The sequence below is a fragment of the Gemmatimonas sp. genome (assembly GCF_027531815.1).
Classification (GTDB): domain Bacteria; phylum Gemmatimonadota; class Gemmatimonadetes; order Gemmatimonadales; family Gemmatimonadaceae; genus Gemmatimonas.
Window position 1 is genome coordinate 40,188 of record NZ_JAPZSK010000014.1, and the last position, 20,898, is coordinate 61,085.

General features: G+C 68.6%; 14 protein-coding genes. 11 read left to right on the top strand and 3 right to left on the bottom strand.

Features of this window, described 5'->3' with window-relative positions:
* The first annotated feature begins 161 nt into the window (after positions 1–161).
* Complete coding sequence (locus tag O9271_RS15710) at positions 162–3,398, top strand: efflux RND transporter permease subunit (protein WP_298271730.1); 3,237 nt, start codon at positions 162–164, stop codon at positions 3,396–3,398.
* Positions 3,395–4,576 carry an efflux RND transporter periplasmic adaptor subunit gene (locus O9271_RS15715; protein WP_298271732.1) on the top strand — a complete coding sequence of 394 codons (1,182 nt, stop codon included), beginning with the start codon at positions 3,395–3,397 and terminating at the stop codon, positions 4,574–4,576. The genes O9271_RS15710 and O9271_RS15715 overlap by 4 nt, the downstream gene beginning before the upstream one ends.
* A gap of 45 nt (positions 4,577–4,621) precedes the next feature.
* Here the strand turns inward: O9271_RS15715 and O9271_RS15720 are convergent, their stop codons facing one another.
* Together O9271_RS15720 and O9271_RS15725 are read right to left on the bottom strand one after the other, a co-directional pair.
* On the bottom strand, positions 4,622–5,794 hold the full coding sequence (locus O9271_RS15720) for a heparan-alpha-glucosaminide N-acetyltransferase domain-containing protein (protein WP_298271734.1): 1,173 nt from the start codon (positions 5,792–5,794) through the stop codon (positions 4,622–4,624).
* On the bottom strand, positions 5,795–8,095 hold the full coding sequence (locus O9271_RS15725) for a TonB-dependent receptor (RefSeq protein ID WP_298271737.1): 2,301 nt from the start codon (positions 8,093–8,095) through the stop codon (positions 5,795–5,797).
* Between the two features lie 225 nt (positions 8,096–8,320).
* Between O9271_RS15725 and O9271_RS15730 the strand changes: the two genes are divergently transcribed.
* The 9 genes from O9271_RS15730 (at position 8,321) to pdeM (ending at position 19,968) form a co-directional block, all read left to right on the top strand.
* Complete coding sequence (locus tag O9271_RS15730) at positions 8,321–10,192, top strand: serine/threonine-protein kinase (protein WP_298271739.1); 1,872 nt, start codon at positions 8,321–8,323, stop codon at positions 10,190–10,192.
* A gap of 66 nt (positions 10,193–10,258) precedes the next feature.
* Entirely contained in the window at positions 10,259–11,164 is a 906-nt protein-coding gene (locus O9271_RS15735; protein WP_298271741.1) for a pirin family protein, read from the top strand.
* A 32-nt stretch (positions 11,165–11,196) separates the two neighbouring features.
* On the top strand, positions 11,197–11,940 hold the full coding sequence (locus tag O9271_RS15740; RefSeq protein ID WP_298271743.1) for a DUF481 domain-containing protein: 744 nt from the start codon (positions 11,197–11,199) through the stop codon (positions 11,938–11,940).
* Positions 11,941–12,035: 95 nt separating this feature from the next.
* A complete protein-coding gene (gene soxC, locus O9271_RS15745; RefSeq protein WP_298271745.1) occupies positions 12,036–13,337 on the top strand; it encodes a sulfite dehydrogenase in 1,302 nt (433 codons plus the stop codon).
* A complete protein-coding gene (locus O9271_RS15750; RefSeq protein ID WP_298271747.1) occupies positions 13,337–13,936 on the top strand; it encodes a cytochrome c in 600 nt (199 codons plus the stop codon). The genes soxC and O9271_RS15750 overlap by 1 nt, the downstream gene beginning before the upstream one ends.
* 42 nt (positions 13,937–13,978) lie before the next feature.
* Positions 13,979–15,040: a ligase-associated DNA damage response exonuclease gene (locus O9271_RS15755; RefSeq protein ID WP_298271750.1), complete on the top strand. Its 1,062-nt coding sequence runs from the start codon at positions 13,979–13,981 to the stop codon at positions 15,038–15,040.
* Positions 15,037–16,626 carry an ATP-dependent DNA ligase gene (locus tag O9271_RS15760; protein WP_298271752.1) on the top strand — a complete coding sequence of 530 codons (1,590 nt, stop codon included), beginning with the start codon at positions 15,037–15,039 and terminating at the stop codon, positions 16,624–16,626. Before O9271_RS15755 ends, O9271_RS15760 begins: the two co-directional genes overlap by 4 nt.
* Before the next feature lie 61 nt (positions 16,627–16,687).
* Entirely contained in the window at positions 16,688–19,282 is a 2,595-nt protein-coding gene (locus O9271_RS15765) for a ligase-associated DNA damage response DEXH box helicase (RefSeq protein WP_298271755.1), read from the top strand.
* The gene (pdeM, locus tag O9271_RS15770; protein ID WP_298271757.1) at positions 19,279–19,968 is read left to right on the top strand and encodes a ligase-associated DNA damage response endonuclease PdeM; all 690 of its coding nucleotides are present in this window, start codon (positions 19,279–19,281) and stop codon (positions 19,966–19,968) included. Before O9271_RS15765 ends, pdeM begins: the two co-directional genes overlap by 4 nt.
* Positions 19,969–19,977: 9 nt before the next feature.
* On the opposite strand, the gene O9271_RS15775 is transcribed toward pdeM, so the two are convergent.
* A complete protein-coding gene (locus tag O9271_RS15775; protein WP_298271760.1) occupies positions 19,978–20,871 on the bottom strand; it encodes a DUF808 domain-containing protein in 894 nt (297 codons plus the stop codon).
* Positions 20,872–20,898 lie beyond the last annotated feature (27 nt).

A 20,898-nucleotide genomic window follows, 5' to 3' on the forward strand; every position in this document is an offset into this window, starting at 1 on the left:
CGCCGCGCGCCGCAGGGAGTCTCGGTCGCTCCGGGCGCTTTTTCAATGCGGCGCCGGGCGGAACGTAACGGTGAAGCCGCCGAGCGGAACCGCCACGTGGCACGTAGAATCGGATGTGGCGGCGACCCGCCTGCCCCCGTCGGCTCTTCCGCTCATCCGTCATGTGGATTGTTTCGCTGGCCCTGCGCCGGCCGTACACGTTCATCGTCGGCGCCCTGCTGGTCGTGCTGGTCGGCGTGCTGTCGGCATGGCGCATGGCCACCGATATCCTTCCGGAGCTGGACATTCCGGTGGTCTCGGTGATCTGGTCGTACAACGGCCTGCCGCCGGAAGAAATGGAACGGCGCTTCGCCACGCCCTTCGAGCGCTCCCTCACCACCACGCTCACCGGCATTGAGCACATCGAGTCGCAGTCGCTCGCCGGCATCACGGTGGTGAAGGTGTTCTTCCAGCCCGACGCCTCGGTAGAAAGCGCGGTGTCGCAGATTGCCGCGCAGTCGCAGACGATCCTGCGCATCATGCCCCCGGGCGCGAGTGCACCGCTCATCATTCGCTACAACGCCGCCAACGTCCCGGTCCTGCAGCTTGCACTCGGTGGTGACTCGCTCTCCGAGCAGCAGCTCAACGACCTGGGCACCAACGGCATCCGCACGCGCCTCGCCACCGTGCGTGGCGCCAGTGTGCCGCAACCGTACGGCGGGCGCTCACGGCTCATCAATGTCGATCTGGACCCCGTACAGCTGCAGGCGCGGGGGCTGTCGCCCACCGATGTGTCCGACGCGATCAGCGCGCAGAATCTGGTGCTTCCGGGCGGCACCGCCAAGATCGGCGAACGCGAGTACGCCGTACGCCTCAACGGTAGCCCCGGTGCCGTCGAGGCGCTGAACGATCTCCCCATCCGCGTGGTCAACGGAGCCCTCGTGCGCGTGCGCGACGTGGCGCAGGTGCGCGATGGCTATGCGGTCCAGACCAACATCGTGCACCGCGACGGCGTACGCGGCGCGCTGGTGACGGTCCTCAAGTCCGGCGGCGCCAGCACCATCGACGTGGTCGATCGGGTGCGCGAAGCGCTCCCCGGCATCCTCGCCGGGCTGCCCTCGGCGCTGAAGGTGGATGTGCTCGCCGATCAGTCGCTCTTCGTGAAGGCGGCGCTCGAGGGGGTCGTCATCGAGGCGCTCATTGCGGCGTGCCTCACGGCCGCCATGATCCTGCTGTTTCTGGGGAGCTGGCGCAGTACCCTCATCGTGGCCCTGTCGATCCCGCTCTCCATTCTCGTGAGCGTCACGGTGCTGGGCGCGCTGGGGGAGACCCTCAACGTGATGACGCTGGGCGGACTCGCGCTGGCCGTGGGTGTGCTGGTGGACGATGCCACCGTGGGGATCGAGAACATCCACCGCATGCAGGAGCACGAACCGGACATCGAGACCGCCATCATGCAGGGCGCCGGACAGATTGCCCTGCCCACGTTGGTGTCCACCCTCGCCATCTGCATCGTCTTCGTTCCCATCTTTTTTCTCAGCGGCGCGGCCGGCTCGCTCTTCCGCCCGCTGGCCATGGCGGTGGTGTTCGCGATGCTCGCGTCGTACGTGATTTCCCGGACCCTCGTGCCCACGCTGGTGAAGTTCGCGCTGCAGCGCGAGCGCACGCTCGAGGCGCGACACGCCGCGGCGCGGCACGCCGCGGCGCCGCAGCGGCCGGGGCCCTTTGCGCGCGTGCACCTGGGCTTCGAGCGCTGGTTCGAGGCCCAACGCCTGCGCTATCGCGACGCCCTCGCCGGTACGCTCGCCCGCCCCACCATGCTGGCGGGCACAGCGCTGCTGGTGCTGCTGTCGGCGGGGCTGTTGGTCCCGTGGCTGGGGCGCGATTTCTTCCCCCAGGTGGATGCCGGGCAGATCCGGCTGCATCTGCGGGCCCCGGTGGGGACACGTCTGGAGGAGACCGCCCGCATGGTAGCGGCGGTGGAGGCGCGCATTCGCACCATCATCCCCCCCGAGGATCTCGGGACGATCCTCGACAACGTCGGCATCGCCTCCACGAGCCTCACCAATCTGGCGTTCAGCGACAACCCCACGACCGGTGTCACCGATGCCGACCTGCTGCTGGTACTCACGGACACGCGTCGCGGTACCACGGCCGGCTATGCCAGCGAGATCCGGCGCGTATTGCGCGATGAGTTTCCCAATGTGCTGGTCTTCTTTCAGTCGGCTGACATCATCGGCCAGATTCTCAACGCGGGACTCCCGGCGCCGGTGAACGTGCAGGTCGCGGGAAGCAACCGGGCCGAGAACATCGTACTGGCACGCGCCATCGAGCAGCGGGTGCGCCAGATTCCCGGCGCGGTGGATGTTTACCTGCAGCAGCGGCTCGAAGCACCGCAACTCAACATCACCGTCGACCGCACACGCGCCAGTTCACTGGCCCTTACGCAGCGCGAGGTGGCCAACGACCTGCTGGTATCGCTCGCGTCAAGCGGGCAGGCGCAGCCCAACGTGTGGCTCAGTCCGCAGAACGGCGTGCAGTACACCGTGAGCGTACAAACCCCGCAGTATCGCGTCGCCTCGCTCGAGACCCTGGGGCAGACCCCCGTATCCGGCGCGGTCGGCGGCACCCCGCAGGTGCTTGGGAACCTGGCCACCATTTCGCGGGGTAGCGGCATGGCGGTCGTCAGCCATTACGATGTGGCGCCCGTCTACGATGTCTTCGCCAATGTGCAGCATCGTGACCTGGGGTCTGTCGCGGCGGACATCGACGCGGTGCTCGACTCACTGCGCCCCACGCTGCCCAAGGGTTCCACGCTGATCATGCGCGGACAGGTGGCGAGCATGCGCGAGTCATACCGCGGGCTCGCCACCGGGCTGCTGTTCGCGGTGGTCCTCGTGTACCTCATCATGGTGGTGAATTTTCAGTCGTGGCGTGACCCGTTCATCATCAGCAGTGCGCTGCCGCTCGCGCTGGCGGGCGTGGTGTGGGCGCTTTTCGCGGCGGGCAACACCATCAGCGTGCCCGCGTTCATGGGCGCCATCATGAGCGTGGGCGTGGCCACCGCCAACGGCATTCTCGTGGTGTCGTTCGCCAACGAACGCCTGGCCGCCGGGCTGAGCGCCTGCGACGCAGCGGTCGAGGCGGCCAGCACGCGCCTGCGCCCCGTCATCATGACGGCCGCCGCCATGATCGTGGGCATGATTCCCATGGCGCTGGGCGTGGGCGAAGGCGGCGAACAGAACGCCCCGCTGGGCCGCGCCGTCATTGGCGGTCTCGCGTTTGCCACCGTGGCCACACTGACGGTGCTGCCGCTGGTGTACAGCCGGCTGCGCGCCGGCCACGCCGCGCACGCGGTGCATCCGGCACCGCCCGACGGCATGGTGCCACCCACCCTTTCGGCCCCGGTGTCCCGATGATCGTTGCCTCACGTCCTTCCCGGCGGCGGCAGGGCCGGGTCCTGTTCGTCGTGCTGGCTGTGCTCTTCCTCGGGTTGCTGGCAGCCGGTGCCCTGCCCCGCCTGGCACAGTCGAAAGCGCGTGAGGCCGAACGGAGCCAGGTGAACGCCGCGCCAACAGTGTTCACGGAAACCGTGCGCGCCGACACCACCAGCACGCCACTCGAATTGCCGGCGTCGGTGACCGGGTTGCACGAAACCCCCATCTTCGCGCGCGCCAATGGCTTCGTCCGCTCCCTGCGCGTGGATATCGGCTCCACCGTGCGCGCCGGGGACACGCTGCTCGTGCTCGACATGCCCGAAGTGCGTGAGCAGGCGCGTCAGGCGGCCGCCGTGGTCGAGCAGGCGGAAGCGGGCGCGGCGCTGGCCGCCACGACGCTCAAGCGCTGGCAGTCGCTGGCGCAGCAGGGGGTCGTCACGCCGCAGGAGCTGGACGAACGACAGGCCCAGGCCAACGTGGCCGATGCGGCGCTGCGCGGGGCGCGCGCGAACGTGGCCAGCCTGCGCGAGGTGCTGCGCTTTGGCGCCGTGCTCGCACCCTTCGCGGGGGTGGTGAGCGCGCGCACGGTGGATCTCGGCGCACTCGTGGTGGCCGGCGCCGCGGCCGCGGCGCGGCCGCTGCTCACGCTCATCCAGACGGATACGCTGCGCGTCATGCTGCAGGTGCCGCAGAGTGCGGCCTCCCGCGTGCGCGCGGGGCTGCCGGTACGGGTCATGGTCCGGGAGACCGGCGATAGTGCCATTACCGGGGTGGTCGCGCGTACCGCCGGCGCCATCGATCCCGCCACCCGCACGCTGCTCACGGAGGTGCACGTGATCAACCGTACCAGGCGGCTGCTCCCCGGCATGTTCGCGCAGGTGGCCTTCATCGTGCCCGTCGGCGCCCCGACGCTGCGCATTCCCGCGATTGCCCTCATCGTGCGCGGAGAGGGAACCCTGGTGGCGCGGGTGCAGGACAACGTCGTGCAGCTGGTGCCCGTCACGCTGGGACGCGACTTCGGCACGTCGGTTGAAGTGCTGGACGGCGTGGCCGCCGGCGATGCGCTCGTGGTGAATCCGGTGGAGTCGTTGAGCGACGGCCTGCGCGTGCGCGCAATAGCGCGCGGTGCCGGCAAGACCGGCAGCGACGCGGCCAGGTAATGGCCTCCCGCGGCACGACCGCCGACACCGCAACGCGTGGCGCAGCTAGAGATAGCGGGTAATGGGGTACCGCTTGGACGCCCGCACGCGCGCGTACCACTGGGCCGGCCGGTACAGCACGGCGAGCGTCACGGCCACGAACGGAAAGGTCAGCCAGAGCGGGTAGCTGAACTCCGCCGGGATGCCGGTAATGGTTGCGCGAAAGTCGAAGGCTGACCACGGATACCCGGCCGCGAGCGCCATCAGCAACCCGGCCGCATGCAGGAAGTACAGATGCGCCAGGTACAGGAACATGGGGACCTGCCCGAGCGTGCGCAGCGGCGCCGTCCAGGCCGGCGTGCCGCGGTCCCACCATGCCAGCAGCAACAGCGCCGGTCCCACGGTCATGAGCACGAAGCTGAGCGACATGGGGTACTTCGTGGTGTTCAATGCCGCCATCACGTTACCGGCCAGGCTCGCGCCGTACGTGGCCACATGCAGATCGCCGTACACATTGCTGCTGCGCAGCACCACGAAGAGCGCGATCATGGCGGCGCCGCCGCGCATCAGCCACACGGCACGCTGCGCCGGGGCCACCGTGCGGTACCAGCGGCCAAGCGCCTCGCCGAGCAGCACCAGCCCGATCATGGGCAGCACGGGGTACGATGTACGAACGGCCGCATCCCCCCACAACGGCATCACCTGGCGATCGTGCAGAATGGCCCAGCTCCAATGCAGCCACGGGGGCGAAGTGGGATGCCACGCGTCCAGCGCGTTATGCCCTGCCACACAAAGCAGACCCACGACGACCCGTGCCTGCGCGGGCACCCGCTGCAGGAGGCCGAGCACGATCAGGCTCACGCCGATCCCCCAGATCACCTGCGCGTAGCGCAACGGCCAGACGAACGAGAAGGTCCACGCGAACTGGATGACGGTGAACTCGAGCGCGATGAGAACAAGTCCGCGCGTGATCGTTGTCCACTGCCAAGCCGGCATCGGCGCGCCAGCCCGCGCCTGAAGCCCCACGGACATGCCGGCCAGCAGGGTGAACACCGGGGCGCAGAAGTGCGTGACCCAGCGCATCCAGAACAGCAGCGGCGAGATCCCCTCCAGCACCATCGGATCGGCAACGCCTGGCCCCCGCGCATATTCGCGCGCATGATCGAGCACCATGATCACGATGACCAGCCCGCGCAGGACGTCGATGGCGTCTGCGCGCTTCCGGGTCTCGTCAGTCACTCAGCGGTCGAGCGTGAGCGTCAGGAACAGTGCGCGGGCGGAAGCGGGCGAATGCAGCGTCTGGGCGCCGTCCCACCACACGTACTCCATGTAGCGGTCGAACAGGTTGGTGACACCCAATCCCACGGCGGCCGCACGCCAACGCCACGACACGTCGGCGTTCACGGTGTGCATGCCGCCCCACCGGCCGCGGTCGTTCTGCTGCGTGAGGTGATAGTCACCCTGGGCGTAGGCCCACGCCGAGGCCGTGATGCCGGCACGCGGCGCCCATTCCGCGCCGTACTTGACCGTCCACGACGGCACGTGGTTCAGCAGGTTCCCCTTCACGGCGGCGTTGCGCGCACCAGGTTCGGTGAGCTCCGCTCGCTGCGACGTGCCGGCCACCCAGAACTGCACCGCGTTCGAGACGCGCAGAGTGCTTTCGACATCCAGCCCCGCACGGCGGGTGCGTCCCACGTTCTCGCTATCACCCGAGTTGTCGAAGCGCAACCGCACCTCGTCGGAGGCGCGCTGTTCCCAGTAGCCCGCGCGCACCGACCAGGCGCTGGTGGGCTGGGCCACGAGACCCACTTCGGCACCATCGTTTACCGACGCCCGCAGGGGCGCCCGGCCATACGCGGCCACGCCCGTACCGATCTGGAAACCGCGCCCGTAGTTCGCGTAGGCACTCAGACGGTCATTCATGCGGATGCCCGCGCTCAGCTTCGGTTGCGTGATCGTGCCGTAGTCGAGGATGGGCAGCGTGCTGGGCGCCGGCAGGTTGTTGGTGAACGACCCGCGCAGCTGATCGGCGCGAATACCGGCCGACAGCGTCAGCCATTCCGTGGGCGCCCCGCTCGCCTGCACGAACGCGCCGGCATTGTCGAGGGAGAAGTCGAAGTCGCGCAGCGTGGCCTGCCGCACGCGCTCGAGCGTGCGAAAGCGGAACTGCTCGTTGCGCTGCTGCTGCACATCCGCACCGCCGGTCAGCACGAACTGCTTGGCCGCCAGTCGGGCCGGACGCCACGTGGCCGTGGCAATGGCACCCGTCTGGCGCTCGTCTTCGATGCGCTCCTGCTGGGCACCGGCCGCCGTGAAACGCACGTAGCGAATGCGATCGAACCGCTGCGTGTAGGCCTTGAGCGACCAGACCAGCGTCGCCGTCTGGCGCACGTCGAGATGCAGGCTGCCGTGATCACTGTCGACGGTGCCGCCGTCGGTCGACGAGAACGCCGGGGAGAACTGCGGCGTGCGGCGCGACTCGTTGCGCGTCAGGTAGCCCGGCGCGTCGGTGTCCAACCGATGCGTACGGGCAATGAGGCCCACGCGTACTCGCGCACTGTCGGACGTGTAGAACCACTTGCCCGACGCGGTCCACTTGTCGGAAGCGGAGTTGGCGCGATACCCGTCCGACCGGCGGGCGCCCGCGAAGAGCGTCTGACTGAAGCCGCCGGCCGTGACCCCACCGAGGACCTGCGCCTCCTGTGTGCCGAACGAGCCACCCTGCAAGCGCGAGGTCACGTAGGTGCCCGTCGCCTGCGCCGTCTCCACCGACACGTTCCCGGCGAGGTTGAACATGCCGAACCGTGGGTCGTTGGTGCCGCGCACCACGTCGATGCGCCCGATTTCCAGCGGGAACAGCGCGTTCATCTCGCTGACCCCGCTGTTCAGGTTTGACGGGATGCCATCGATGAGCAGCTTGGTGCTGGCGATCTCGCTTTCGGTATTGAAGCCGCGAATGCCGATGTCACCCGACACAATGCCCTGGTTGAACTCGGCGCGATACACGCCGGGGACCTTGCGCAGCAGTTCCTGCGCAAAGGCCACGTTTTCGCGGGCAATCTGATCGCCGCCGAGCACCGAGACCGCGCCCAGCAGCGCATCGGCGCCGGGATGCAGGTCACGCGAACCGGTGGTGCCACCAATGACCTGCACCGTGCTCAGCTGCTGCTGCCGAACCAGGCGCAGCCGGACCGGCGCGTCGCCCGTTGGCACCGTGACATCGAGGACGGCGGCCACGAACCCGATGGCGCGCGCCTGCAGCGTGAACCGCCCCAGCCCGGGCGCCTCGATTGCAAAGCGCCCCTCTGCGGCCGTGCGCCCCAGGACGAGGCGACCATTCGGATCGGTCAGGCGCAGCTCGGCCCCGACAATCGGCTTGCCGTCTGGATCGACCACCTGGCCGCGAATCGTCAGCCCCGAGATTCCCGCGACCGGGGACGGAGCCGTTTGGGCGTATGCAGGGGCAGGGGCAGCGGCAGTAGCGGCGGCGGCAACAACGACCGCGCCCAGGGCACGGAGAAAGCGCGATTGCGGATACACAGGGGGGATAAAAAAGGAGACAGATGATAACGCGGGGAGCGTATCAGTAGCCGGCCCCTATGTCCACTCCGATTTCTGGAATGCAGGCCATCCCCCCTCGCTGCGGCCCGACGCCGCACAGGACGTGGCATCCCCGGGTGCGGCCCCACCGCGATGCCGGCGCGCGGGGGGCCGCAATCCTATGCCCCTGCAACTCACCCCGTCCGTCTGCGTAGGTTGCGACAAATGAGCCTGCCCGAATCCAGCGCCCCCGACGATCTGGCCGCCTTCCGCGCCGCCCTGCGTGGCCAGTATGCCATTCAGCGTGAACTCGGGCGGGGGGGCATGGGGATCGTGCTCCTGGGCCGGGATGAGCGGCTCGACCGCTTGGTCGCCATCAAGGTGCTGCCGCCGCACCTCGCGGTAGACGGCGACACGCGGGAGCGCTTCCTCCGCGAGGCCCGCATGGCCGCGCAGCTGTCGCACCCCAACATCGTGCCGGTATATCGCGCCGATGAGCTCGGCGGCTACGCGTTCTTTGCCATGGGCTTCGTGGACGGCGAAACGCTGGGCGATCGCATCCGTGATCGCGGCACCCTCCCGGCCGGGGAGGTCGTGCGCGTGTTGCGCGAGGTGGCCTGGGCGCTGGCGTACGCGCATGCCCGCAGCATCGTGCATCGGGACATCAAGCCGGACAACATCCTGCTCGAACGGGCGTCGGGGCACGCGATCGTGAGCGATTTCGGCATCGCGCGCGCCGACTTCAATCCCGCGCTCACGCAGGACGGCCTCGTGTTGGGCACGGTGCACTTCATGAGCCCCGAACAGGCGAGCGGGGAAACGCTCGATGGCCGCAGTGACCTGTACGCGCTGGGTTGCATCGGCTTTCTCGCGCTCGCGGGGCGTCTCCCCTTCGAGGGGACGAGCCCGCAGGGGATCCTCGTGTCGCATGCCACCAAGGAGCCACCGAGCCTGCGGAGCGTGGCGCCCGGCGTGTCGCCAGCGCTGGCCGCCGTGATCGATCGCTGCCTGCGCAAGCGTCCCGCGGAACGCTTCGAAAATGGCGAGGCACTGGCCGAGGCGCTGGGGAAGGCGCTGCAGACCATGGATACCGAAGAATGCGATACGCCAGGCACCGCGGTGCTGTCGAGCGCTGAAGCCGCGGCCGTATGGCGCCGGGCCGCCGAGCTGCAGGCCGAGGCCGCCGAGCGCCTCGAGCAGCGCATGCGCACCGGCACCGAGACGCCGACGCTCATGCCGGGTACTACCGCCGGCACGATGGACAGCGCCGAGATGGGGACGGAACCCCGCGATGCCTACCGGCTGCGGGATGTCGAAGCGGCAGCCGTTGAGGCCGGCATTTCGCAGCGCTATGTCGCGCTCGCCCTCGACGAACTCCGGGCTCAGCCCGGTGCGGTGGCCGTCGCGCCGGACATCTCCGCGTTCAAGGAACGCTTCGCCACCCGCCTCCTCGGCACCGCGCAGCGCACGCTGTCCGTGACGCGCCGCTTCGCGTTGCCGCCGAGGGCAGCATTGTCGGCGCTGGGTCGCACCTGGCAGGGCTTCCCGTGGTCGCTTACCCTCCGCGATACCCTCGGCGGGCACCCCCTCGACGGTGGGGTCATGGTGTTCGACCTCCCCGGGATGACCTCAAACACCGACTACAAGTGGACGTGGACGCGTTACGGCGTCTACGTGCCGCAGGTGCGAGCGTCGCTGGCTGCGGTGGCCGGTGATTCGCGCGCCTGCGAGGTCACCATGGCCATCGACCTGCGCGCTGGCCTCGGGGTGAACCTGTGGGGCTACGGCCTCGTGGCCGGGGGCGGGGCCGGTCTGGCGGGGCTCTTGGGCGCCGTGGCCGGTAAGGCCGCCCTGGGACTGGCCGGCCTCACCCTCTTGGGCCCGGCCGCCGCCGCCGCGATCGTCGGCGGGGCGGCGCTGGCGGCGAGCAGCGGCCCGCTCTACCGGTGGGAGATCCGGAAGGCCGAGGCCGAGCTGCGTTCCGCCCTCGCCGCCATCGATGCCGGACTGCGCGCGCTTGACATCTTCGGTGAAGCCCCGCCGCCGTTGCCGCCACCTGCCAGCCATGGCGGGGGCGACCTGATCGGAATGGTCTGAGCAGGCGACGACTGGATTTTCTCTTATCACTGAGATACATTACACTATCTCAACCCGGAGTCACCCGTGTCCATTCGTCCCGTCAAGCGCATCGTCACCGCCCAGCCCACCATGGAAGGGGCCGGTGTACACCTGCATCGTGGGTTCGGGTTCGGGGAAACCAGCGAAACCGATCCGTTCCTGCTTTTCGACGATTTCCGCGGCGACGACCCGCGGCAGTATCAGGCGGGATTCCCCTGGCACCCGCATCGCGGCATCGAAACCATCACCTACGTCCTCGCCGGCAACGTCGAACACGCCGACTCCCTGGGCAATCGCGGCCTGCTCGGCGCGGGCGACGTGCAGTGGATGACCGCCGGCAGCGGTATCATCCACCACGAAATGCCGCAGGGCGACGCGCAAGGGCGCATGCACGGCTTCCAGCTGTGGGCCAACCTGCCCTCGGCGCAGAAAATGGTGGCGCCGCGCTATCAGGATGTGCAGGCCAAGGAGATCGCGGAAATCATCGACGATGACGGCACCACGGTGCGCGTGATCTGCGGAGAATTCTGGGGGAAGCGCGGTCCCGTGGATGGCATTGCCGCCGACCCCTGCTACCTCGATGTGTCCGTGCCGGCCGGCGTGAGGAAGTCACTGCCGGTGGACGCGTATCGCAGCACCTTCGCCTACATTTTTCAGGGCAGCGGCACGTTCCGGCACGCCTCCGATCCCATGGGCGTGCTCACCGAGCGCACCGCGGGCAACGACGACGACCTGGTGCGCGACCGCAGCGGCAACCGATCACTCATTTTCTTCGACACGGGCGATGACGTGGTCGTGCGTGCCGGCGAAGAGGGGATCCGCTTCCTGCTGGTCAGCGGCACGCCCATCAAGGAACCCGTCGCATGGTATGGTCCGATCGTGATGAATACCCAGGCCGAGTTGCAGGAGGCGGTGCGCGAACTGCGCGCGGGCACGTTCATCAAGCATTGACGCCGTTGGTTTCTTCCCCTTGACCGAACATCATGGTTCGCCTCTCCCTCCCCATGGCGCTCGCGCTTTCGGCTTGCACGGCGCTCGCGCAGGATGCACCCAAGAAGAACCTCGAGTTCTCCGGCACCGCCGGCTTCGCCCAAACGAGCGGCAACGCGAGCGCCATCAGCACCAACTTCGGCAACAAGGTCAAGTACACCGCCAAGGGGTGGACGCTCAACGAGGATCTCGCGTTCTTCTACGGCGAAGCCAATGACGACGTGAACGCGAACTTCTGGAACGGCGGCCTGCGCGCCGAACGGGCGCTGCATCCGCGTCTGGGCGTATTCGTGGCCACGCGCTTCGATCGCAACGTGCTGCAGGGGATCGCCAGCCGCTTCGAGGAAGGCTTCGGTCTCGACGCCAAGGTCATCGCCACCAAGCGCGATCAGCTCAACATGCAGTTCGGTGGCTCGCTCTTTCAGCAGCGCCTCACACCGGGGTCTACCGTGAGCGCCAGGCGCAATTTCCCGGCGGCGCGCCTGGGACTCGACTACAAGCACCTGTTCACCGACCTCGCCTACCTGCAGCAGACGGGGGAGTATCTCCCCAATCTCGCCGAAAGCGGTACGTATCTGGTCAACACGGAAACCTCCCTCGTTGCGCCGCTCTCCAAGCGCCTCGCCGTGAAGCTCGGCTACGTCATCCGGTACAACAGCGCGCCGCCGGTCCGCAACGACGTGCCCCTCAAGACCACCGACACGTTCTTCTCCAGCGGCATCACATTTTCCTATTGATATGCCGTCCTCGGCCCGGCGTTCGCACACGACGCCGGGCATGAGCGTACATTAGGCGCGCTGGCAGTTTACCTGCCCCCACTCCGGAGTTTCCCGTGGACGCGCCGCCAACCCCTTCCGATGCTTCGCCGCCGCGCGAATCGCACACGCGCGATTCGCGTACGGGCGATTCGCTCTCGCGACGCTCCCTGCTGCGCACCGGTGGTCTCCTCGCCGGGGCAGCGCTCACGCCGTCGTTGCTCGGCGCCGTGGCCCAGGACACCGTGCCCACGGCGGCGCCGCTGCCCGACCCCACGCGCACACCGGGTGCGCCCAGCGACTCGCTTGGCACCCGCTCCCCCTTCGAGACCCCGCGGCTCACGCCCGTGGGAGTCACCGGGGGATCGTCGTGGACGCCGCATCATCTGCTGCACGGTACCATCACGCCGGCCGACCTGCACTTTCAGCGCCATCACAACGGCATCCCGGCCATCGACCCGGCGCGGCATACCGTCACCATCCACGGCCTGGTCGAACGCCCACTCGAGTTCACCCTCGAGGAGTTGAAGCGATTTCCCTCCGTGACGCGCACCTGCTTCATCGAGTGTTCCGGCAATGGCGGGCGCGCGTGGAACAACCCCAAGCCCGAGATGTCCCCGCAGGTGGTGGACGGACTCACTAGCAACAGCGAGTGGACCGGTGTGGCCGTCTCCACGCTGCTGCGTGCGGTGGGCGCCAAGCCGAACGGAACGTGGGTCCTGGCGGAAGGCGGTGACGCCGCGGTGATGACGCGCAGCGTCCCCACCAGCAAGATGCTCGACGATGCGCTGCTGGTGTACGCGCAGAACGGGGAGGCGCTGCGTCCCGCCAACGGCTATCCGGTGCGACTGCTGCTCCCCGGGTGGGAAGGCAACATGTGCGTGAAGTGGCTACGGCGGCTCGAGGTCATGGACCAACCGGCCATGACGCGCGAGGAAACCTCCAAGTACACCGATCCTTTGCCGGGCGGCCGGGCGCGTCAGTTCAGCTTCGTCATGGACGTGAAGTCGCTCATCACCTCGCCGTCGTACCCGGGCACGCTTCCCGGTCGTGGGTGGCACGCCATTCGTGGCCTCGCGTGGAGCGGTCGCGGCCCCATTACGCGTGTGGATGTATCCACTGATGGTGGGCGCACGTGGCACGCCGCCGCACTCCCCAACGGCGCGCCACCGCTGGCGCACACGCGCTTCGAGTATCTGTGGCAATGGGACGGCACACCGGCGCGCCTGCTCAGTCGCGCCGTAGACCAGACCGGAGCCGTGCAGCCGACCGCCGACGAATTTCGGCGCGTGCGCGGTGACGCACCGGGGTACCACTACACCGCCATTCGCGCGTGGGACGTGGCCGCCGATGGGACCGTCACCTTTGGAGGGGGCTGATGCGCCACGCGTCTGCTGCCGCTCGTACCGTTGCCGTGGCTGGCCTGCTGTTCGGCTCAGCCATGACCGCCTGCACCGACTCCACCCCAGAGGCGGCACCGGCCGACCCCACCTACGGCCTGGGCCATGCACCGGCACCGGCTGCGCTCGCGGCCATCGACATCGATGTCGACCCCACGGGACGTGGACTGCCTGTGGGCTCGGGAAGCGTGACCAGCGGGGCCGTGGTGTACGCGGCGCAGTGCGCCTCGTGCCATGGCGCACGCGGCGAGGGCATCGCCCCATCGCCGGCCCTGGTGGGACGCACCCCCGATGTGGGCTACGACTTCTCCAAGGGCGAGCGCGCGCCGCGCACTATCGGCAACTACTGGCCGTACGCCACCACGGTGTTCGACTATGTGCGCCGGGCCATGCCGCTATCGTCGCCGGGGTCGCTGACCGCCAACGAGACGTACGGCGTGGTTGCCTGGCTCTTGCACCAGAACGGCATCATCGACTCGACCGCCGTGATGGACGCGACGAGCCTGCCGGCCGTGACCATGCCGGCGCGTCGCATCTTCGTGCCTGACGATCGCCCCGGCGGCCCGGCATTCCGCTGATACCGGAAACCTCGCGGGCACGGGCCGTCTTTCCCCTGTGCCATGCTGCGCACTACCGACCGCGGCCTCTATTGCGAGGCCGGTGACTTCTTCATCGACCCGTGGGCCGCCGTGCCGCGGGCCGTGGTCACGCACGCGCATGGTGACCACCTCACGTGGGGGTGCGACGGCTACCTCGTGAGCCACGACGGCGCCGGGGTGGCGCGGGAGCGCCTTGGCCGTTGGGGGAGCGGCGTGGACGCGGTGGCGTACGGGGAGACGCGCGTCGTCAACGGTGTCAGCGTCTCCCTGCACCCGGCCGGCCATATCCTCGGATCGGCGCAGGTGCGCCTCGAGTATCGCGGCGAGGTGTGGGTGGTGAGCGGCGACTACAAGACCGATCCCGATCGCACCTGTGCACCGTGGGAGCCGGTGCGGTGCCATACGTTCATCACGGAGAGCACCTTCGGCTTGCCGATTTACCGCTGGCCGTCGCAGCGCCAGGTCTTCGACGAGCTCAATCGGTGGTGGGCCGCCAACGCCGCCGAGGGGCGGGTGTCGCTGCTGTGCGCCTACGCGCTGGGCAAGGCGCAGCGACTCCTGTCGGGGCTCGATCCCGCCATCGGCCCCATTCTCACGCACGGGGCAGTGGAGCGCATGACGGCGCTGTATCGCCACGGCGGGGTGGCGCTGCCCGCCACCGTGCACACCACAGACGCGTTGCGCGCCAAGGCCACCACCGGCGCCATCGTCATCGCGCCTCCCAGCGTGACCGGCTCGACATGGCTGCGTCGCTTCGGCGAGGTGCGTACCGCCTTTGCGAGTGGCTGGATGCGCGTGCGTGGGGCGCGCCGCCGTCGCGGCGTGGATGCCGGCTTCACCCTCAGTGATCACGTGGACTGGCCGCAGCTGCTCGCGGCGATCGACGCCACGGGGGCAGAGCGCGTATGGGTGACGCACGGCTTCACCGGCCCGGTGGTCCAGTGGCTTACCGAGCGCGGCCTCGATGCGCGCGCCATTGCGACGCGCTGGGAAGGGGAGCGTGACGACGCGGCGGTGGACGCGGGCGACGACGATGCGCCGGCGGTCGCCGATGCATCTGCCGCACACGAGTCGGCACCGTGAAGCAGTTCGCCGCGCTGTACGATGCCATCGATGCGAGTACGGCCACCTCGTCGAAGGTGGCGGCGCTCGTGACGTTCTTCCGTGATGCGCCGCCCGCCGATGCCGCCTGGGCGGTGGCGTTCCTTACCGGACGCCGACCGAAGCGGCTCGTGAAGGCGCCCGACCTGCGGGCCTGGGCCGGAGATGCCGCGGGCGTTCCCCCCTGGCTCTTCGAGGAGTGTTACGCGCAGGCGGGAGACCTCGCCGAAACCATGTCGCTGCTCGTTCCCGAGGGCGAGCCCCGAGAGAGCGAGGGGCTGGCGTGGTGGGTGGAGCACCGCCTGCTGCCCCTCGCCACGCGCGATGCCGAAGCGCAGAAGGCCGACCTGCTCGACGCATGGTCCACGCTCGGCGGGTCGGAGCGCTTCGTGTTCAACAAGCTGCTCACCGGTGCGTTCCGGGTAGGCGTGAGCGATGGGCTCGTGGTGCGCGCCCTCGCCCAGGTGAGTGGTGTGAACGCGGAGACCATTGCACACCGCCTCATGGGGCAGTGGGAGCCGAGTGCAGCCTGGTACACGCAGCTGGTGGGCACCGAGACCACCGATGCCGACTGGAGCCGGCCGTATCCGTTCTTCCTCGCGTATCCACTCGAGGCCGAGCTGTCGTCGCTGGGCGAGGTCCACGAATGGCAGATCGAGTGGAAGTGGGATGGCATTCGCTGCCAGCTGGTGCGCCGTCGCGGGCGCACATTTCTGTGGAGTCGCGGCGAGGAGCTGCTGACCGGCCGCTTTCCCGAGGTGGAGTCGTGCGCCGAATGGCTCCCCGATGGCACGGTGCTTGACGGCGAACTGCTGGCGTGGCGTGACGGGCGTCCGCTCCCCTTCAGTGAGCTGCAGAGGCGCATCAACCGCAAGACCGTGGGCAAGACGCTGCTGGCCGATGTGCCCTGTGCGCTGCTGGTCTACGACTGCCTGGAGCAGGGCGGCATCGATGTGCGGGCGCACAGCATGACCGATCGGCGCGCCATGGCCGCGTCGTGTGTTCGTTCGTTGCCGAGCGGGGCGAGCATTGCCCTGTCGCCGGTGCTCGACCCGCCAACGTGGGAGGCGGCGAGTGCAGCGCGCGCCGATGCACGCGGCGCGATGGCCGAGGGGCTTATGCTCAAGCGGCGCGTGTCACCCTACGGCGTGGGGCGGCGTGGGGGCGACTGGTACAAGTGGAAGGTGAATCCGCTCACGGTGGACGCGGTACTGGTGTACGCGCAGGCCGGGCACGGCCGCCGCGCGGGGCTCTACACCGACTACACCTTTGCCATATGGGACGGTGACACCCTGGTGCCCTTTGCCAAGGCGTACAGCGGCCTCACCGATGCGGAGATCCGCCAGGTGGACCGTTTCGTGCGCGCCAACACGGTGGAGAAGTTCGGGCCCGTGCGCACCGTGAAGCCGGAGCTGGTGTTCGAACTGGCCTTCGAGGGCATTCAGCGCAGTACGCGCCACAAGAGCGGCATTGCCGTGCGCTTTCCGCGCATCGCGCGCTGGCGGCAGGACAAGCCGGCGCGCGAGGCGGACAGTCTCGAGACGGTGCGAGCGCTGCTGCATGACTAGGCCAGGGAAACGCGTTCACACAGAAATCCCCGCGGGCGGTGAGGGCATGGAGACCACCTCCGTGTCCTCATCATCCTCGGTGAGCTCCGTGTTGTACGCGTCCAATCACCGTGCCGGCGCCACACAGTGTGTCGAGGCGTGGTTCACCAACCGCGGGTGGAGTCCATTCGACTTCCAGCGTGACGTGTGGTCCGCCTACGCCAACGGCGAATCGGGGCTCATCCACGCGGCGACAGGCACCGGCAAGACGTACGCCGCATGGATGGGCGCCATCATCGAAGCGCTGGCCGAGCAGCCGCAGCCACGCAAGGCGCGCCGCCGCGCCGATACCCTGCCGCTGCGCGTATTGTGGATCACGCCGCTGCGCGCCCTCGCGGCCGACACAGAGCAGGCCCTCCGGCTCCCCATCGAGGAACTCGGCCTGCCATGGTCCGTGGAGTCACGCACCGGCGATACCTCGCCATCGCGTCGCGCGCGCCAGCGCGAACAGTTGCCCACCGCGCTCGTCACCACCCCCGAGTCGTTCTCGCTGCTGCTCTGCCGCAAGGACAGCGCGGAACTCTTTCGCGACCTGCGTTGCGTGGTGGTGGACGAATGGCACGAGCTGCTCTCCACCAAGCGCGGGGTACAGGTGGAGCTGGCCCTGGCCCGCCTGCGGCGCCTTTGCCCCGCCCTGCGCACCTGGGGCGTGTCGGCCACCCTGGGCAACCTGCAGGAGGCAGCCGATACACTGCTGGGCTTCGATGCCACGGGCGTGCCGCGCCCGTGCCGGCTCGTGCGCGGCGTGGTGCCGAAAACGGTGGAAATGGAAGCGCTCGTCCCGGAGACGATGGACCGCTTTCCGTGGGCCGGGCATCTCAACACGAAATTGCTCCCCGAGGTCATGCGCCGCCTCGAGGCGGCGGACAGTGCGATCGTCTTCACCAATACGCGCTCGCAGTGCGAGATCTGGTTCCAGAGCATCATCGCGGCCAATCCGTCGTGGTTCGAGTTCACCGCCATTCACCACGGGTCGCTCTCACGCACACAGCGCGAGGACGTGGAAGACGGACTGCGTTCCGGTCGATATCGCGTGGTGGTGGCCACCAGCTCACTCGACCTCGGCGTGGACTTTGCCCCGGTGGACCTGGTGATGCAGGTGGGCAGCCCCAAGGGGGTGGCGCGCCTGCTGCAGCGCGCGGGCCGTTCCGGTCACAACCCCGGGCGCGTCTCGCGCATCGTGTGCGTGCCCACGCATGCCTTCGAGCTGGTGGAGGTCGCCGCCGCGCGCGCGGCCATCGAGGCGGGCGCCATCGAAAGCCGCGATCCGCTCGACCGCCCGCTCGATCTGCTGGCACAGCATCTCGTCACGCTGGCACTGGGCGGCGGGTTCACCCGCCACGACGTACTCGCCGAGCTGCGCACCACACGCGCCTATCACCTGCTCACCGAGCAGGAGCTGGACTGGGTCATCGATTTCGTCACGCGCGGCGGCGAGGCACTACGGGCCTACCCCGAGTACGCGCGTGTGGTAGACAACGCCGGGGTCTTCCGTGTGACCGACCGCCGTGTGGCGCTGCGGCATGTGCTCAACATCGGCACCATCGTGAGCGACGCGGCCATCGCGGTGCGCTATCTCAAGGGCGGACGCCTGGGCACCGTCGAGGAATCGTTCGTGTCGCGCCTCTCGCCGGGGGACACGTTCATCTTCGCCGGCACGCCCCTCGAGTTCGTGCGGCTGCGTGACCTCACCGCGTGGGTGAAGCGCGCCAAGGGCATGAGTGGGGCCATCCCCCGCTGGATGGGCGCGCGCATGCCGCTGTCCACCGAGCTCGCGGCCGCCGTGCGCGACCGCCTCGAGGAGGCGCGCCGCGGCGAGTATCGCTCACCCGAAATGCAGGCGGTGCGGCCGGTGCTCACCATGCAGGCCGAACGCAGTGTGATTCCGCGCCCCGACGAACTGCTCATCGAGCGCACCGAGACGCGCGACGGTCACCATCTGTTCGTCTATCCCTTTGAAGGGCGCCTCGTGCACGAAGGGCTGGCCGCGCTCTGTGCCTATCGCATGGCGCAGCTGCAGCCGTTCTCCTTCTCCTTCAGCTGCAACGACTATGGCTTCGAGCTGCTGAGCCCCGACCCCGCGCCGCTGGAGGAGGCCCTCGAAGCCGGGCTCCTGGCCACAGCGCACCTGCTGCACGACGTAACACAGAGTCTCAATGCCGCCGAGTTGGCACGTCGGCAGTTCCGGGAGATCGCGCGCGTGGCGGGGCTCATCTTCCAGGGCTACCCGGGGCAGTCGAAGAGCGTGAAGCAGTTGCAGGCCAGCAGCAGCCTGCTGTACGATGTCTTCGTGAATCACGATCCCGGCAATCTTCTGGTGGCACAGGCGCGGCGCGAAGTGCTGGAGCGGCAGCTGGAGGCGAGCCGGTTGGGGCGTGTACTCGAGCGCCTGTCGCGTAGTGCCGTGCGCGTGGTGGATGTGGAACGCCCCACCCCGCTCGCCTTTCCGCTCATGGTGGACATGACGCGCGCCAAGCTGAGCACCGAAAAGCTCGCCGACCGGGTGAAGCGCATGACGGCGGCCGCCGAGAAGCCGTCGAAGAGCGGTGTGGCGAGTGTGTTCCGCATTGGCGATACCGTCTCGCGCCTCATGAGCCACGACGAGCCGCGCCGTTGACTGCCGCGGAAGGTGAACTGAACGAGCAGCTGGAGGGAGCGCTCGAGCTGATCGTGGCAAACGAACGGGTGCTCCTGCTCCCGGAACGTGCGCTCTGGCTGCCGGCGCACGACACGCTGCTGGTGGCCGACCTGCATTGGGGAAAGGCCGCCGCCTTCCGCGCCGCACACGTGCCGGTGCCGATGGGTACGACAAGCAGCGATCTCGCACGACTGTCGAGCGCCCTCGAGTTAACCGGGGCGCGGCAGTTGCTCATTCTGGGCGACCTGCTGCATGCCCGCGGCGGCCGGCACGACGAAACGTTCCGCATCATCGCCGAATGGCGGAAGCGGCACGAGCACGTGACCATGACGCTGGTGCGCGGCAATCATGACCAGCATGCCGGCGATCCACCGGCAACGCTGCGCATCCGGTGCACCGATGAACCGGCGCGGCTGGGCCCGTTCGTGGGCGTGCACGAGCCGGCGCCTCACGCGCCCGGGTACGTGCTCTGCGGGCACCTCCACCCCTGTGTCACGGTACGCGGTCGCGGCAAGCAGTCGCTTCGCCTGCCGGCGTTCGTCTTTGGAGACACACGCGGCGTGCTGCCCGCCTTCTCCAGCTTTACCGGTGGCGGCATGTACGAAATGCAGACCGGCGATCGCCAGTACGCGATCGCCGGAACCGAGGTGGTGCCACTCGCCTGACAGTGCCGCTCAGGGCGTGCTCTTGCCGCGCCCCTTCTGCACCAGCGAGTAGAGCACCACCAGCACACCGCCGCTCACCACGCCCAGCAGCGCGTCCAGCACCGGCTTGGTCACCGGCGCCACCGGCCCAGTGCCCGCGGCCCACGACTGCAGCACTACATCCACCGCGTGCCAGCCGTGCGCAATGATGCCGCCACCCACGGTGAACATGGCGGCCGTGCCCAGCACGGAGAGCGTCTTCATGAGCAGCGGCGCCGCCTTGAGCAGCACGGCGCCAAGGGCGTTGCCTCGCTGGTGCAGCGCCAATCCGGCGTCGTCGATCTTCACGATCCCCGCCACGAGACCGTACACGAACACCACCGCGGCCAAACTGATGAGGGAGAGCGAAACGACCTGCTGGGACAACGGCGCCGCACTCATGGTGCCCAGCGCGATCACGATGATTTCCGCCGACAGCACGAAGTCGGTGCGGATGGCACCCTTGATCTTCCCCTGCTCGATGGCCACCAGCTGCTCCTCGGTGAGCTCCGGCTGCGTGAGGACCGGGGAATGAACCGTCGGCTCGTCGGCGTGCAGGTACTTGTGGACCAGCTTCTCCACCCCTTCGAAGCAGAGGAAGAGGCCGCCGATCATCATGAGCGGCATCACCGCCCACGGCGCGAAGGCGCTGATGAGCAGCGCCACCGGCACCAGAATGACCTTGTTCCAGAACGAGCCCTTCGCCACGGCCCACACCACCGGCAACTCGCGCTCGACGCGCACGCCGCTGGCCTGCTCGGCATTGAGCGCCAGGTCGTCGCCCATGACTCCGCTGGTCTTGCGCGCGGCCACCTTGGACAGCACGGCCACATCGTCCATCATGGACGAGATGTCATCGAGCAGGGCGAGGAGACTGGAGGGCATGAAGTGCAGGCAGTGAGGATGAGGAAG